The organism is [Haemophilus] ducreyi (assembly GCF_900109315.1).
Taxonomy (GTDB): Bacteria; Pseudomonadota; Gammaproteobacteria; order Enterobacterales; family Pasteurellaceae; genus Haemophilus_B; species Haemophilus_B ducreyi.
Window position 1 is genome coordinate 26,907 of the sequence record NZ_FOJC01000002.1, and the last position, 13,607, is coordinate 40,513.

Here is a 13,607-nt window from a genome sequence, read left to right on the forward strand (position 1 = left end):
GAGCTCAATTTTAACTTTTTTTATTGGTTGAGGATACGTAAAAAATTAACAGAAATACAGCGCTTGTTTTTTCTGTGCTGAATGTATGCTAAACTTAATAATGCTTTTATTGTCCACTTGTAAGGAACAAAATAAGCAACGTGCAATAAAAATTGCTGAAAAATCTATTAAATCAACCGCGTTTAGCGGTTTTTCTTTTTAAATTAACAAGTAACCTTTCGTATGGGTTACCACTGTAACAAGGATACAACATGCCTATTATAACTTTACCAGATGGTTCTCAACGCAACTTCGATAATCCGGTTTCTGTCATAGATGTTGCACAAAGTATTGGTGCAGGCTTAGCAAAAGCGACTATTGCGGGGCGTGTAAATGGCGAGCGCCGTGATGCTTGTGATATTATTGAACAGGATAGTACGCTTGAAATTATTACCGCTAAAGATGAAGATGGTTTAGAAATTATTCGCCATTCTTGTGCTCATTTACTTGGTCACGCGATCAAACAGTTATTTCCTACGGTAAAAATGGCGATCGGTCCAACGATCGAAAATGGCTTTTACTATGATGTAGATTTAGATCGTACTTTAACACAAGACGATTTAGAAGCGATTGAAAAACGTATGTTGGAATTAGCTAAAACTAACTACAATGTCGTGAAAAAACCAGTAAGTTGGCAACAAGCACGTGATACATTCGAAAAACGTGGTGAACCATATAAAATAGCTATTTTAGATGAGAATATTGAACGTACAGCAACGCCAGCACTTTATCATCATGAAGAATATATTGATATGTGCCGTGGTCCACACGTGCCCAATATGCGCTTTTGCCAACATTTCAAATTACAAAAAGTAGCAGGTGCTTATTGGCGTGGTGACAGCAAAAATAAAATGTTGCAACGTATTTATGGTACCGCTTGGGCAGATAAAAAACAATTAGCGGAATATTTGACGCGCTTAGAAGAAGCCGCAAAACGTGATCATCGTCGGATTGGTAAAGCATTAGATTTATATCATATGCAGGAAGAAGCACCGGGTATGGTGTTTTGGCATAATGATGGTTGGATCATTTTCCGTGAGTTAGAAACATTTGTACGCACTAAATTAAAAGAGTATGACTATCAAGAAGTTAAAGGTCCATTTATGATGGATCGCGTACTTTGGGAACGTACTGGACATTGGCAAAACTATGCTGATTTAATGTTTACTACACACTCTGAAAACCGAGAATATGCGATTAAACCAATGAATTGCCCAGGGCATGTGCAGGTTTTCAATCAAGGGTTAAAATCATATCGAGACTTGCCAATTCGTATGGCAGAATTTGGTTCTTGTCATCGTAATGAACCTTCTGGAGCGTTACACGGCTTAATGCGAGTCCGTGGTTTTACACAAGATGATGCTCATATTTTCTGTACTGAAGAGCAAATTGAAAGTGAAGTGACCGCTTGTATTAAAATGGTGTATGACATTTACAGTACCTTTGGTTTTACGAATATCTTTGTTAAGCTTTCCACGCGACCAGATAATCGTATTGGCGCAGATGATATGTGGGATCGTGCGGAAGCGGGTCTTTCAGCGGCATTAAGTGCTAATGGTTTAGGATATCAAATTCAGCACGGCGAAGGGGCATTTTATGGTCCAAAAATTGAATTTGCATTACGCGATTGTTTAGGGCGTGAATGGCAGTGTGGTACTGTACAACTTGATTTTGCATTGCCAAGTCGTTTAGATGCTTCTTATGTTACAGAAGATAATAGCCGCCATACACCGGTTATGATCCATCGAGCTATTTTAGGCTCAATTGAACGCTTTATCGGTATTATTACAGAAGAATATGCGGGCTTCTTCCCTGTGTGGTTAGCGCCAACACAAGCAGTGGTCATGAATATCACAGATAGTCAAGCGGATTATGTGCAGCAAGTGGTTAAACAGTTGTCAGATGCGGGGTTACGTGTTAAAGCAGATTTACGCAATGAAAAAGTCGGCTTTAAAGTTCGTGAACATACCTTACGGCGTGTGCCTTATATGCTAGTGTGTGGTGATAAAGAAATTACTGAAGGTAAAGTATCCGTACGTACGCGTAAAGGCGAAGATTTAGGCACTTTCAAGATAGAAGCGTTTGTTGAAATGCTTAAAGCACAAGTAAAAACACGTGAACTTAAATTATTAGGCGAAGCGTAATGTTATGTTAAGCAAAAAAGCGGTCGTATAGTCCCGCTTTTTTGTGTATTTAGGCTAGTAAATAAGACATTTCATATTATTGATAAAGCAAATGCTAATTAATTTGTGGATAAATTATTGCATACAACTATAATATCTTTTATAATCTTAACGTTTAGCCTCTATTTTTAGGAGGCTAAACATTTTTAACCGCGAGTTAAAATAATTAATAGCTATAAGCGGTTGATTTTATGTAAAACTGACAAGAGGAATAGTACTATCAAACCTGTAAAACGTGTTCAGTCAAATCGCGCGCATCGTTTAAATGATGAAATTCGCGGTGTGAAAGAAGTTCGCTTAACTGATGAAAATGGTGAACAAGTTGGTATTGTGTCAATTCAAAATGCCTTGAGCCGAGCGGAAGATGTTGAGTTAGACTTAGTTGAAATCAGTCCAAATGCTGAACCGCCAGTCTGTCGTATTATGAATTATGGTAAATTCATTTACGAAAAAGAAAAAGCGGCTAAAGAACAAAAGAAAAAGCAAAAAATTGTACAAGTTAAGGAAATTAAATTCCGACCAGGTACAGATGAAGGTGATTATCAAATCAAATTACGTAATATATTACGTTTCTTAGAAGACGGAGATAAAGTAAAAATTACGGTTCGTTACCGTGGTCGTGAAATGGCTCATCAAGAAATTGGTTTAGATGTCTTAGAACGTGTTAAAACGGATACGAGTGAAGTGGCAATAGTTGAGTCAGCACCGGGAAAATTAGAAGGTCGTCAAGCCGTTATGGTGATTGCACCGAAGAAAAAATAATTTTATTCTTGCATAAAATGGGCGGATCTTATAAAATCTGCCCGTTTCTTGTTATATAAATAACAGAAATAAAGTAATCCACAGGCACACTCAGCAGCCTGATTTGCTTTTTATGCTTATGTTAAATAAGTTAGATAGTGAAAACTATTTTTTATATGTCATTAGTTGCTTCCAAGTAACATTAGTAATACTGTTCGCCTAATTGACTTTTGATTAACAAACAATGCGGAGTTTCTAAAACAATGCCTAAAATTAAAACAGTACGTGGTGCTGCTAAGCGTTTTAAGAAAACAGCTTCAGGCGGTTTTAAGCGTAAACAATCTCACTTACGTCATATTTTGACTAAGAAAACCACTAAACGTAAACGTCATTTACGTCATAAATCAATGGTAGCAAAAGCAGACCAAGTATTAGTTGTTGCGTGTTTACCATACGCATAAGCTGATTTATTGTAGAAGTAAACAGACATATGTTAGTGAATTTTAGTTCAATTTATTACATTTAGGAGATTTAATAATGGCTCGTGTAAAACGTGGTGTTATTGCAAGAGCACGCCATAAGAAAATTCTTAAGGCTGCTAAAGGTTATTATGGTGCGCGTTCACGTGTTTATCGTGTTGCGTTCCAAGCTGTAATTAAAGCTGGTCAATATGCATATCGTGACCGTCGTCAACGTAAACGTCAATTCCGTCAATTATGGATTGCACGTATTAATGCGGCAGCACGTCAAAATGGCTTATCTTACAGTAAATTTATCAATGGCTTGAAAAAAGCTTCTGTTGAAATTGATCGTAAGATCCTAGCGGACATAGCGGTATTTGACAAAGTTGCTTTTGCTGCTTTAGTTGAAAAAGCAAAATCAGCACTATAGTATTATAGTTTTGATAACTGATAGGCACCTTTGGGTACCTTTTTTGTCTATTTTACCCTATGTTAGCACCAGAGATTATCATAAACCTAATGAATACAAGCATTTGCATTTAGTATCTATTTTTATAGGAGTAAATATGAGAAGATTATTTGTGATATTGATATCATCATTAATAGCGGCTTGTTATTCTATACCTCAGCAAAGTTCAGTCCCTACAGATATGAAAGCGGTGAGAGATTATCAACAACGTGTTATTTCTAAACATACGGCAAATTCAGCTGATCAAGATAATGAGTCGTTAAATCAAAGTGATAAACGTCCAAAGGTTAAGCATTATACGCCGATTGTCCATCCGATTGTTCGGCCAAGAATTGGTCTAGATTACCATCATAGTATTTATAATTTTAATTGGTAATGTGTTTAGTAATAAAAAAGCCCTATGTGTATAGGGCTTTTATTGTTTAATTATTGTTCGTTATTTTTGCGGTATTTTGACCCGCTTTTTATACGTCTTTTCTAAACGAAACCATTAGTTGATCGATTCTGAAATTTTCGGTATCAATGATTTCAAATTTATATTTATCATATAAGACGAAGTCGGTTTTTTTCGGGATTTTACGTAACATATACATCATAAAACCTCCGATTGTTTCGTAATTTTCATCTCTTGGGAAGGTGTGGATATTAAGCGCCCGCATTACATCTTCTAATGGTGTTGCGCCATCGATTAACCATGAATCTTCATCACGGCGCATAATCTGTTCTTCTTCTGTGGAAACTAATTCACCCATTACAATACTCATTACGTCATTAATCGTTAAAATGCCCACTACTAAGGCATATTCATTGACAATAACCGCAAAATCTTCACCGGCAGATTTAAATAATTCGAGTACTTCATATAGTGAAAGTGTATCAGGAATAAATACCGGTTTACGCAGTAGGCGAGAGTCGACCAACGAAACGTGGTCATTTTTTAGATATTGTGTTAATAAGTCATGGGTTTCAATGTAACCTAGAATTTTATCTAAGCCATTATCACAAATGAGGACTTTTGAATAAGGGTCTTCCCCTAGTGTTGCAAGTACTTGTTCGCGATTATCTTTTCTATCGAGGAAGATAATATTTTCACGTGTTGTCATTGTTGATGTAACTCGACGTTCTTGCATTTCAAATACGTTTTCAATTAGATAATGTTCTTGAGCTTTTAATATTCCCGCTTTGGCGCCAGCATCTACAACTGCAACAATATCCTCGGAAGTCATATTATCTTGTCGAACCGTTGATATGCCAAATAAGCGGAATAATAGATTTGCAATAGAATCAAATAGTAGAACTAATGGTTTAAAAATGGTGATTAAGCAGAGCATAATATTAATGGTGCGCACTGCAACTTGTTCGGGATAGGTCATCGCGATACGTTTTGGCATTAGATCCGCTAGTAATACAAAGGCGGAGGTGACTAGCGCAAAAGATAACCATGATGCCGTGCTTTCAGTCCATTCGGCTTGTGAATATTGTGCTAATAGTTTCGCTAAATAAGGTGTAATAGCACTTTCTCCAACAACACCACCCAGTATTGCAACCATATTTAGGCCAATTTGTACCATTGTAATAAATCGCCCCGGTTGTTCTTGTAATCGCATTACTTTTTCAGCACGAATATCGCCGTCTTTGGCTAAGCTATGTAATTTTAATTTCCTAGCGCCGGCTAATGAAATCTCGGAAGAGGAGATAACGGCACTGATAATAATCAATACCAAGATAATTAATATTGCTTCAAATAAACTCATTTTTTTCCTATTTTATATAATTAATTGAGTATAACATTAAATAAGGGGTGCATTTTTATTAATTTTTTCCCAAAATTGTCCGCTTGTTGCTATTGTTTATACACATTTTGGCTAACATATTCAAATTTGAGTTGATCACTTGACGGCATAACGTCAAAAAAGGCGGTTTTGTTCTGCCTTTTGATTTATTATGGGTTGTTGTCAAACCAGCTTTCTAAAATAAGACAAGCAGAGATCGTATCGATTTTGTCTTTTTTTAATGCTTTATAACCGCCACGTGAAAAAATTTCGCTTTTTGCTTCAGTTGTTGTTAAACGTTCATCTTGTAAAGCAACCGGTAGATTAAATCGCCCATTTAGTCGATTAGCAAATTTGCGAGCTCGTTGTGTTAATGGCTGTTCGCTACCATCCATATTAAGTGGTAAGCCAACGACTAATAAGCCTGGTTGCCATTCTTTGATAATTTTTTCAATGTGTTGCCAATTTGGAATACCGTCTTGGCTTTTAAATGCCGTGAGGCTTTGAGCTGTTTTGGTTATGCTTTGTCCGACAGCGCACCCAATGCTATAAGTGCCAAAATCAAATGCTAGAATAGTTGTTGCCATATATGCTCCCCTTAAGCTCTACCGGCGGGAGCCAAAATGCCTGAAATTCCTAGCATTTCATTTGCTTCAACCCAGCGATCTAAATAACCGGTTTCAAATAAAGTTTGGTTGTTTGCTTCTGAAAGTAACCAATAATTTTGGGCGATTTCTTGTTCTAGTTGGTGAGGTTTCCAAGTAGAGCAACCTAAGCAAACAATAAATTTTTCTGGGGCAGTTTGTGTGCCGAAACTATCTAAAACATCGCCTGAGGTGGTTAATGTGATGTCATCGGTGACTTTATAACTGTGGGTAAATTCATGAGCTGTTTTGCTATGAACAATAAAGCCACGATCTTGATTAACAGGACCGCCATTTAACACCATTTGATCTTGAGTATATATTCTTGGTTTGGCCATTTGAAAGTCCATTCGTGTGAGTAATTCAAGTACAGAAAGATCGGTTGGTGTATTAATAATTACACCAATGGTGCCGTTGTCATTATGCTCGCAAATATAGATTACTGTGCGATCGAAATATTCATCATCCATTTCTGGTGTAGCGATTATAAATTTACCTTGTAAATTGCCAAACATTTTAAAGATCTCCAAAACATACCTGTAAGGCGGTGATAGCGGCTAATGAAGCGGTTTCGGTACGCAGTACACGTTTACCTAACAATACTTCAGTAAAGCCTTGGTTTTCAGTCATTGCGATTTCTTCTGCAGATAGTCCGCCTTCTGAGCCTATTAACAAACGTACTCCGGCCGTTGGAATCTGCGGTAATTGGCGGATAGTGTATTTAGCGCGCGGGTGTAAATTGAGTTTTAGCATTTCATCTTGTTCTTTACACCAATCGGTTAATTTCATAATAGGCCGAATTTGGGGGACTTGATTACGTTCACACTGTTCACAGGCCGCAATAGCAATTTTCTGCCATTGTTGTAATTTTTTATCTTGGCGTTCATCATTTAATTTAACGCCGCAGCGTTCAGACCAAAGTGGGGTAATGATTTTTACGCCTAATTCTACGGATTTTTGAATCGTAAATTCCATGCGATCGCCACGTGAGATGACTTGTCCTAAGTGAATTGGCAAGTTTGATTCACGATCATCTAACTCACTATGCAAAATTTTTACTTGTATTTGTTTTTTTTGAACGGTTTCTAATACCGCGTGGAAAATATGGTTTGAACCATCGAATAAGATGATTTTTTCACCTACATTCATCCGTAATACTCTACCAATATGATTAGTTGCATCTTCACTTAAGTTACAACTGGTTTGGTTTTTTAATGGTTCTGGGTGATAAATTCTTGGTATTCTCATCGTTATTACTCAGTTTGAGAGGATATTCATTGAAAAGGCATGCATTTGATCAGGTTAAATAACATCAGCAGTCTAATTTATGGGTAAAATATGTAAAATTAGACCGCTTATTGAGCATTGTATGCATTATTTAAATTGATGAATTGCATTGCTAATTTCGTTGTCATTGTAAATAGTTTGAATGACATCTTGGTAGGTTTGGTTAAGAATATCGCGGATATCGTTATGATTCATTGTTATGCTAGCACCTTGATGGCTTCGCGAGGCATTAAAGTGTTTGTTAAATTTACCTTTTAAGCCATTTACTACAATTTCAATGCTGACTTCAGTATTGATTTTATAGCGGAGATTACCTTGTTCTACGTTGGCAAAGAATTTTTGTATATTGACTACTACATTAGCATTGCCTGCACATTGTACTAATTGAAAACCTTTAGCATTTAAATCTTGCATTAATGCTTGTTTAACTATTAATGCAACGTCTTGATTTGCAGTTAAATGATGAATATTGCCTTTTCGTATATAACTCGCCACTTGGTGTGAAGGACGAGAATCTTGTGCACTAATATTGACCATTACATTTTGATTATTCGTGTTAAAAGTGGTTGTAGGGCTAGGGGTTGTAAAGGTTAATATATTTGATTGTGATTGACAGCCTATTAAAATAGCACTACTTAAGAGTGCCAGTAGAATAAATGCTTTTTTAGATAATTTCATGTAAGCTCCTTGCTGATCAATAAAAGTGATTGATGAGTCGCTAAACTGATTAATGAGTGAATCAATCTATAATTAGTTTTAATTATCACTTATCAATGGTTAATTATCAATTCATAAGGAATAAAAATGTTGATTGAACAAATAATTCGTGCCAAATTAGATGCGACTTTTTCGCCTGTAGTGTTAAAGATTGAGAATGAAAGTTATATGCATAGTTCTGGAAAAGGGGCTGAATCACATTTCAAAGTGGTTTTAGTTTCAGATTTATTTATTGCGCAACGGGCGGTTGCTCGACATCAAGCGGTCTATAATTGTTTAGCTGATGAACTAGCGAATGGTGTGCATGCTCTGGCATTGCATACTTACACTTCTGCAGAGTGGATTGAACGGCAAGGGATTGTTGCGGCATCACCGAATTGTGTCGGTGTTGGACAATAATAATATCTTGCTTTTTCGCATTAAGTTAAACAAAATCCTTGATTAATCAGTGTAATATAAATATAATTTGCACTAAATTTAGTAATTAGGTGAGATGTCCGAGTGGTTGAAGGAGCACGCCTGGAAAGCGTGTATACGCGAAAGTGTATCGGGGGTTCGAATCCCCCTCTCCCCGCCACTTACTAAGTACGTTTGTATTGTTTTAATAGATTTTCCTTAGTTAAATTTTATTAACAATAGTTTTTTCTATTTGATCCCTAGTTAAATTAACTAGGGATTTTTTTATGTTATTTAGTCGATTGAAAATTTGGATTGATTTTAAATTTAAGTTGAAGGATATCAGGAAATTGACACTGGATTAGTTTTAATAACTGTAATTGATTTAATTGCAAACTGCGATATACCGTTGCATTTTGCACTTCAAAAACCAATTGATTATTCACTAAATTGATTAAGCGATAACAGCCAAGATATTCTGTTGGTAATAAATGCTGTAGTTTTTTATCTATACTATTTAATTCATTAGCCCGTAATACGATACGGCTTAAACTTGAGCTTTCTAAAATATCACTAATATTTTTTATGGTATTATTTTTCATCTTTTACGGGTTGTTATCTAAACATTGATTCAATATATGCTAATTTGTTGCCCATTTTACTAGAATTTAGAGTATAATTGACACTCTTTTTGCCTTATAAACGCGGATATTAATGAGTTTATTTAAACATTTTCACAAAACACCTTTTTGGTCGCAATTAGCCTTTGGAGTAATGGCGATTTTAGCGTTACCTGAATTTCAAGCGACAGTAGCAAGTGAAAGTGAGAATGAGCAAAATACTATTATTAATCAAGCAGTTATGCAATCTGCATTAAGTGCAGATGAAGTCGAACAGCAAGCACTTTTTGTTGAATTAAAACAAATCATTCATAACATTGCGCCACAAGCCGTCGTTTTTTACGATTTTTTAACTAAATGCTATCGCTTTGAGGTCGATTATCAACCACCTATTCGAGCCGGTCCTTTTATTTAAATCTAAATTAATCAATATTTCATCATCGCATTAAGGTGATAGGACACTATTGCGCAATTTTATTTAAATATTAAGGATCCTTTATTATGATTTCAAAAATTATTACCTCTATTTTCGGTTCAAGTAACGATCGTACGTTAAAACGTTTAAAAAAACGTGTGGTACACATTAATAAATTAGAAGCTGAATTTGAAAAATTATCAGATCAAGAATTACAATCCAAAACAGCTGAATTTAAACAGCGCCTTGCCGAGGGCGCAACTCTAGACAGTTTATTACATGAAGCATTTGCTACGGTTAGAGAAGCAAGTCGTCGTGTAATGGGGATGCGCCATTTTGATGTGCAATTGATTGGTGGAATGGTGTTAACTAACCGAAATGTTGCTGAAATGCGTACGGGGGAAGGTAAAACATTAACTGCGACATTACCTTGTTATTTAAATGCATTAATGGGTAAGGGCGTTCATGTAGTGACCGTCAATGATTATTTGGCTCGCCGAGATGCAGAAACCAACCGACCATTATTTGAGTTTTTAGGCATGACTGTAGCGGTTAATATCGCTGGTTTAGCTTCAGAAGTGAAACGTGAAGCCTACAATGCGGATATTACTTATTCGACTAATAGTGAATTAGGGTTCGATTATCTGCGTGATAATCTAGCACACACAAAAGAAGAACGCTTTCAACGTGAATTATATTATGCATTAGTTGATGAAGTAGACTCAATTTTAATTGATGAAGCACGGACGCCTTTGATTATTTCTGGTCCTGCAGAAGATACTACACAAATTTATCAAGCAATAGATACCATTATTCCACATTTAATTTCGCAAGATAAAGAAGATTCAGATGAATATACCGGTGAGGGCGATTTCACTTTAGATCTTAAGAATAAACAAGCCCATTTGACTGAACGTGGTATGGTAAAAGTTGAAGGCATTTTGACTGAAATGGGGCTTATGCAAGAGGGTGAAACATTATATCATCCAGCACGTATTGCATTATTACACCACGTTTATGCCGCATTACGAGCGCATAAATTATTTGAGGTAGATGTTGATTATATTGTTAAAGATGGCGAAGTGGTGATTATTGATGAACATACTGGGCGGACAATGGCGGGGCGTCGTTGGTCAGATGGTTTGCATCAAGCAATTGAAGCAAAAGAACACGTTAATATTCAAGGTGAAAATCAAACTGTTGCATCAATTACTTATCAAAACTATTTCCGTTTATATGAAAAGCTAGCAGGTATGACTGGCACTGCAGATACAGAAGCTTTTGAATTCCAACAAATTTATGGATTAGATACCGTTGTTATTCCAACCAATAAACCGGTTATTCGCGATGATCGTACAGATTTAATGTTTAAAAGCGAACAAGAAAAATTTGCGGCAATAATCAAAGATATTGAAGAATGTATGTCTCGCCAACAGCCGGTGTTAGTCGGAACAGCATCCGTAGAAAAGTCAGAACTCTTATCCAATGCATTAACAAAAGCAGGCATTAAACATAATGTACTCAATGCAAAATTCCACGCTCAAGAAGCTGAAATTGTTGCTGAAGCGGGTGCTCCATCTGCAGTCACTATCGCCACGAATATGGCGGGACGTGGTACGGATATTGTGTTGGGGGGCAACTGGAAAGCGGAACTTGCCAAATTAGACAATCCAACGGAAGCTGAGATTGAAGCGATTAAATCGGCGTGGAAAACGTGTTATGACATTGTAATGCAAGCGGGTGGTTTACATATTATTGGTACTGAACGCCACGAATCTCGCCGTATTGATAATCAGTTGCGTGGTCGTTCTGGTCGCCAAGGGGATCCAGGCTCATCACGTTTCTATCTCTCTTTAGATGACACCTTAATGCGAATTTACCTCAATGAAGGTAAGCTAAATATGATGCGTAAAGCATTTTCTGAAGAAGGCGAAGCGATGGAATCAAAATTATTAACGAAAGTGATTGCTTCTGCCCAAGCTAAAGTAGAAGCGCATAATTTTGAAGGTCGTAAAAACTTGCTTCAATATGATGATGTAGCAAATGAACAACGTAAAGCGATTTATGAACAGCGTAATTATTTATTAGAAACCAATGATATTTCAGCAATGATTGAAACGATTCGTGATGATGTATTTAATCATGTGATTAGTCGTTATATTCCGCCACAATCAATTGAAGAAATGTGGGATATTGCTGGTTTAGAAGAAGTATTACATCATCAGTTTGGTATGGAACTGCCTATCCAACAATGGCTAGAAAAAGAAAAGGACTTACACGAAGAAACGTTACGTGAGCGTATTATTAACCTTGCTAAAGAAGAATATCAGTCGAAAGAAGAAAAAGTGGGCACAGAAGTCATGCGTAACTTTGAAAAAGGCGTCATGCTACAAAATTTAGATGAACTTTGGAAAGAACATCTGTCTGCGATGGACTATTTACGCAAAGGCATTCATTTACGTGGTTATGCACAAAAAGATCCGAAGCAAGAGTATAAAAAAGAATCTTTTGAAATGTTCACTAATATGCTTGAACTGCTAAAATCAAATGTGATTAGTATTTTAAGCCGTATTCAAGTGCGTAGCCAGCAAGAAATTGAAGAAGCTCAGCGTCAACAGCATGAACAAGCTGAAGCAGAATCAGCCAACTATCAAGCGACCACAGAAGAAGCATTAGCAAAAGAAAAGCGTGATGCATTACCAGCAGAACTGACTAATTTACAGATTGGGCGAAATGATCCTTGTCCTTGTGGCTCGGGTAAAAAATATAAACATTGCCACGGCAGTAAAGCACGTTATGTTTAAGCTATTTACAGCGGTTAGATTTTCATAAAATTTGGTAAAATTTCTTAATTTAGACCGCTTATTTAGCTGAATTACAGTGTGATTTTGTGCATTGAAACTTTTTGTGTATCTACTAGCCTTATTAATAATAGATTATTTCAGCAAGCAAAATCGCCTAACTTACTTATTAAGGAATATCAATGACTAAACCTCTTATCCAAGTTGCAGCGGGTATCATTCGTAATGAATTTGGACAAATTTATGTAACACAACGACTCGCAGGTCAGGATTTTGCACAGGCATTAGAATTTCCCGGTGGTAAAGTGGCTTTACAAGAAACGCCTGAACAAGCGTTAAAACGTGAATTAGAAGAAGAAATAGGCATTCATATCTTAGGTGCTTTTCCTTATGAGCATTTTTGTTTTGAATATCCAACCAAAGTGATAGAGTTTTTCTTTTATTTAGTGGAAGAATGGGTCGGTGAACCCTTTGGACGTGAAGGACAAGCCGGTTTTTGGATCACACAAATGGATTTAGATGAAGCGGAATTTCCACCGGCTAATACTCAACTCATTCGACGTCTAAAAGCAGAATATTAAAATGTTAAGGAATATCTTAGTAAGATATTCCTTTATTTTTGGTGAAAAATACAACGAAATAGACGGCTTTTTATTAAAGTTTTGTAAAATCACCTTGAAAGTAATAAATTGATCCCAATCTAGCAACCAACACACGTGGAAGTGTGTTGTTATAATTTTTATGTTAGGAGTAAAACACAATGAGTATTCGTCCATTACACGATAAAGTTATTTTAAAACGTGAAGAAGTAGAGACCTGTTCGGCGGGTGGTATCGTTTTAACAGGTTCAGCGACAGTTAAATCAACTCGCGGTAAAGTGATTGCAATAGGTGCTGGTCGTTTATTAGAAAACGGTTCTATACAACCTTTATCTGTGAAAGAAGGTGATATGGTCATCTTTAATGAAGGTTATGGAGCAAAAGTAGAAAAAATTGATGGAGAAGAAATTTTAATTCTTTCAGAGAATGACATTCTTGCAATTGTAGAATAATCGAAGAATAA

Annotated in this window: 16 protein-coding genes and 1 tRNA gene; 11 read left to right on the top strand and 6 right to left on the bottom strand. The window is 36.3% G+C overall.

The genetic code is table 11. From position 1 onward, the window contains the following. The first annotated feature begins 251 nt into the window (after positions 1-251). The 5 genes from thrS to BMX01_RS01390 all read left to right on the top strand — a co-directional run bounded on the left by thrS (position 252) and on the right by BMX01_RS01390 (position 4,269). Positions 252-2,183 carry a threonine--tRNA ligase gene (gene thrS / locus BMX01_RS01370; protein WP_074647625.1) on the top strand — a complete coding sequence of 644 codons (1,932 nt, stop codon included), beginning with the start codon at positions 252-254 and terminating at the stop codon, positions 2,181-2,183. A 222-nt stretch (positions 2,184-2,405) separates the two neighbouring features. After that, positions 2,406-2,984: a translation initiation factor IF-3 gene (gene infC / locus BMX01_RS01375; protein WP_428843239.1), complete on the top strand. Its 579-nt coding sequence runs from the start codon at positions 2,406-2,408 to the stop codon at positions 2,982-2,984. A gap of 242 nt (positions 2,985-3,226) precedes the next feature. Beyond that, positions 3,227-3,424 carry a 50S ribosomal protein L35 gene (gene rpmI / locus BMX01_RS01380; RefSeq protein ID WP_005596065.1) on the top strand — a complete coding sequence of 66 codons (198 nt, stop codon included), beginning with the start codon at positions 3,227-3,229 and terminating at the stop codon, positions 3,422-3,424. Positions 3,425-3,500: 76 nt separating this feature from the next. Continuing rightward, positions 3,501-3,854, top strand: coding sequence for a 50S ribosomal protein L20 (rplT, locus tag BMX01_RS01385; protein WP_005546410.1), 354 nt, complete (start codon positions 3,501-3,503; stop codon positions 3,852-3,854). A gap of 136 nt (positions 3,855-3,990) precedes the next feature. Continuing rightward, positions 3,991-4,269: a hypothetical protein gene (locus tag BMX01_RS01390; protein WP_064082738.1), complete on the top strand. Its 279-nt coding sequence runs from the start codon at positions 3,991-3,993 to the stop codon at positions 4,267-4,269. Positions 4,270-4,357: 88 nt separating this feature from the next. Here BMX01_RS01390 and paeA read toward each other — a convergent pair whose 3' ends face one another. From paeA to BMX01_RS01415, 5 genes are all read right to left on the bottom strand, one after another. Next, on the bottom strand, positions 4,358-5,647 hold the full coding sequence (gene paeA, locus BMX01_RS01395; RefSeq protein WP_064082739.1) for a polyamine export protein PaeA: 1,290 nt from the start codon (positions 5,645-5,647) through the stop codon (positions 4,358-4,360). Between the two features lie 188 nt (positions 5,648-5,835). Next, positions 5,836-6,252: a Holliday junction resolvase RuvX gene (ruvX, locus tag BMX01_RS01400; protein WP_064082740.1), complete on the bottom strand. Its 417-nt coding sequence runs from the start codon at positions 6,250-6,252 to the stop codon at positions 5,836-5,838. A gap of 11 nt (positions 6,253-6,263) precedes the next feature. Next, positions 6,264-6,824: a YqgE/AlgH family protein gene (locus BMX01_RS01405; protein ID WP_064082741.1), complete on the bottom strand. Its 561-nt coding sequence runs from the start codon at positions 6,822-6,824 to the stop codon at positions 6,264-6,266. Between the two features lies 1 nt (position 6,825). Next, the gene (gene rsmE, locus BMX01_RS01410) at positions 6,826-7,557 is read right to left on the bottom strand and encodes a 16S rRNA (uracil(1498)-N(3))-methyltransferase (RefSeq protein ID WP_064082742.1); all 732 of its coding nucleotides are present in this window, start codon (positions 7,555-7,557) and stop codon (positions 6,826-6,828) included. A gap of 126 nt (positions 7,558-7,683) precedes the next feature. Then, the gene (locus BMX01_RS01415) at positions 7,684-8,274 is read right to left on the bottom strand and encodes a YajG family lipoprotein (protein ID WP_064082743.1); all 591 of its coding nucleotides are present in this window, start codon (positions 8,272-8,274) and stop codon (positions 7,684-7,686) included. A 126-nt stretch (positions 8,275-8,400) separates the two neighbouring features. Here BMX01_RS01415 and BMX01_RS01420 point away from each other — a divergent pair, with 126 nt between their 5' ends. Together BMX01_RS01420 and BMX01_RS01425 are read left to right on the top strand one after the other, a co-directional pair. After that, positions 8,401-8,712: a BolA/IbaG family iron-sulfur metabolism protein gene (locus tag BMX01_RS01420; RefSeq protein WP_064082744.1), complete on the top strand. Its 312-nt coding sequence runs from the start codon at positions 8,401-8,403 to the stop codon at positions 8,710-8,712. Positions 8,713-8,800: 88 nt separating this feature from the next. Then, positions 8,801-8,890, top strand: a tRNA-Ser gene (locus BMX01_RS01425). A 109-nt stretch (positions 8,891-8,999) separates the two neighbouring features. Here the strand turns inward: BMX01_RS01425 and BMX01_RS01430 are convergent. Next, complete coding sequence (locus BMX01_RS01430) at positions 9,000-9,311, bottom strand: DciA family protein (protein ID WP_010945570.1); 312 nt, start codon at positions 9,309-9,311, stop codon at positions 9,000-9,002. A 112-nt stretch (positions 9,312-9,423) separates the two neighbouring features. On the opposite strand from BMX01_RS01430, the gene secM reads away from it, so the two are divergent. The 4 genes from secM to BMX01_RS01450 all read left to right on the top strand — a co-directional run bounded on the left by secM (position 9,424) and on the right by BMX01_RS01450 (position 13,596). Further along, complete coding sequence (secM, locus tag BMX01_RS01435) at positions 9,424-9,744, top strand: secA translation cis-regulator SecM (RefSeq protein WP_064082745.1); 321 nt, start codon at positions 9,424-9,426, stop codon at positions 9,742-9,744. Between the two features lie 86 nt (positions 9,745-9,830). Next, positions 9,831-12,548 carry a preprotein translocase subunit SecA gene (gene secA / locus BMX01_RS01440; RefSeq protein ID WP_064082746.1) on the top strand — a complete coding sequence of 906 codons (2,718 nt, stop codon included), beginning with the start codon at positions 9,831-9,833 and terminating at the stop codon, positions 12,546-12,548. A gap of 179 nt (positions 12,549-12,727) precedes the next feature. Further along, entirely contained in the window at positions 12,728-13,126 is a 399-nt protein-coding gene (mutT, locus tag BMX01_RS01445) for an 8-oxo-dGTP diphosphatase MutT (protein WP_064082747.1), read from the top strand. Between the two features lie 179 nt (positions 13,127-13,305). Further along, complete coding sequence (locus BMX01_RS01450) at positions 13,306-13,596, top strand: co-chaperone GroES (protein ID WP_064082748.1); 291 nt, start codon at positions 13,306-13,308, stop codon at positions 13,594-13,596. Positions 13,597-13,607: the final 11 nt, after the last annotated feature.

Coding starts and splice junctions, on each gene's coding strand:
- ruvX (WP_064082740.1), bottom strand. CDS start 6,252: ATGGCAACAACTATTCTAGCATTTGATTTTGGCACTTATAGCATTGGG.
- BMX01_RS01420 (WP_064082744.1), top strand. CDS start 8,401: ATGTTGATTGAACAAATAATTCGTGCCAAATTAGATGCGACTTTTTCG.
- rplT (WP_005546410.1), top strand. CDS start 3,501: ATGGCTCGTGTAAAACGTGGTGTTATTGCAAGAGCACGCCATAAGAAA.
- thrS (WP_074647625.1), top strand. CDS start 252: ATGCCTATTATAACTTTACCAGATGGTTCTCAACGCAACTTCGATAAT.
- BMX01_RS01430 (WP_010945570.1), bottom strand. CDS start 9,311: ATGAAAAATAATACCATAAAAAATATTAGTGATATTTTAGAAAGCTCA.
- rpmI (WP_005596065.1), top strand. CDS start 3,227: ATGCCTAAAATTAAAACAGTACGTGGTGCTGCTAAGCGTTTTAAGAAA.
- BMX01_RS01415 (WP_064082743.1), bottom strand. CDS start 8,274: ATGAAATTATCTAAAAAAGCATTTATTCTACTGGCACTCTTAAGTAGT.
- BMX01_RS01450 (WP_064082748.1), top strand. CDS start 13,306: ATGAGTATTCGTCCATTACACGATAAAGTTATTTTAAAACGTGAAGAA.
- mutT (WP_064082747.1), top strand. CDS start 12,728: ATGACTAAACCTCTTATCCAAGTTGCAGCGGGTATCATTCGTAATGAA.
- secM (WP_064082745.1), top strand. CDS start 9,424: ATGAGTTTATTTAAACATTTTCACAAAACACCTTTTTGGTCGCAATTA.
- secA (WP_064082746.1), top strand. CDS start 9,831: ATGATTTCAAAAATTATTACCTCTATTTTCGGTTCAAGTAACGATCGT.
- BMX01_RS01390 (WP_064082738.1), top strand. CDS start 3,991: ATGAGAAGATTATTTGTGATATTGATATCATCATTAATAGCGGCTTGT.
- BMX01_RS01405 (WP_064082741.1), bottom strand. CDS start 6,824: ATGTTTGGCAATTTACAAGGTAAATTTATAATCGCTACACCAGAAATG.
- rsmE (WP_064082742.1), bottom strand. CDS start 7,557: ATGAGAATACCAAGAATTTATCACCCAGAACCATTAAAAAACCAAACC.
- paeA (WP_064082739.1), bottom strand. CDS start 5,647: ATGAGTTTATTTGAAGCAATATTAATTATCTTGGTATTGATTATTATC.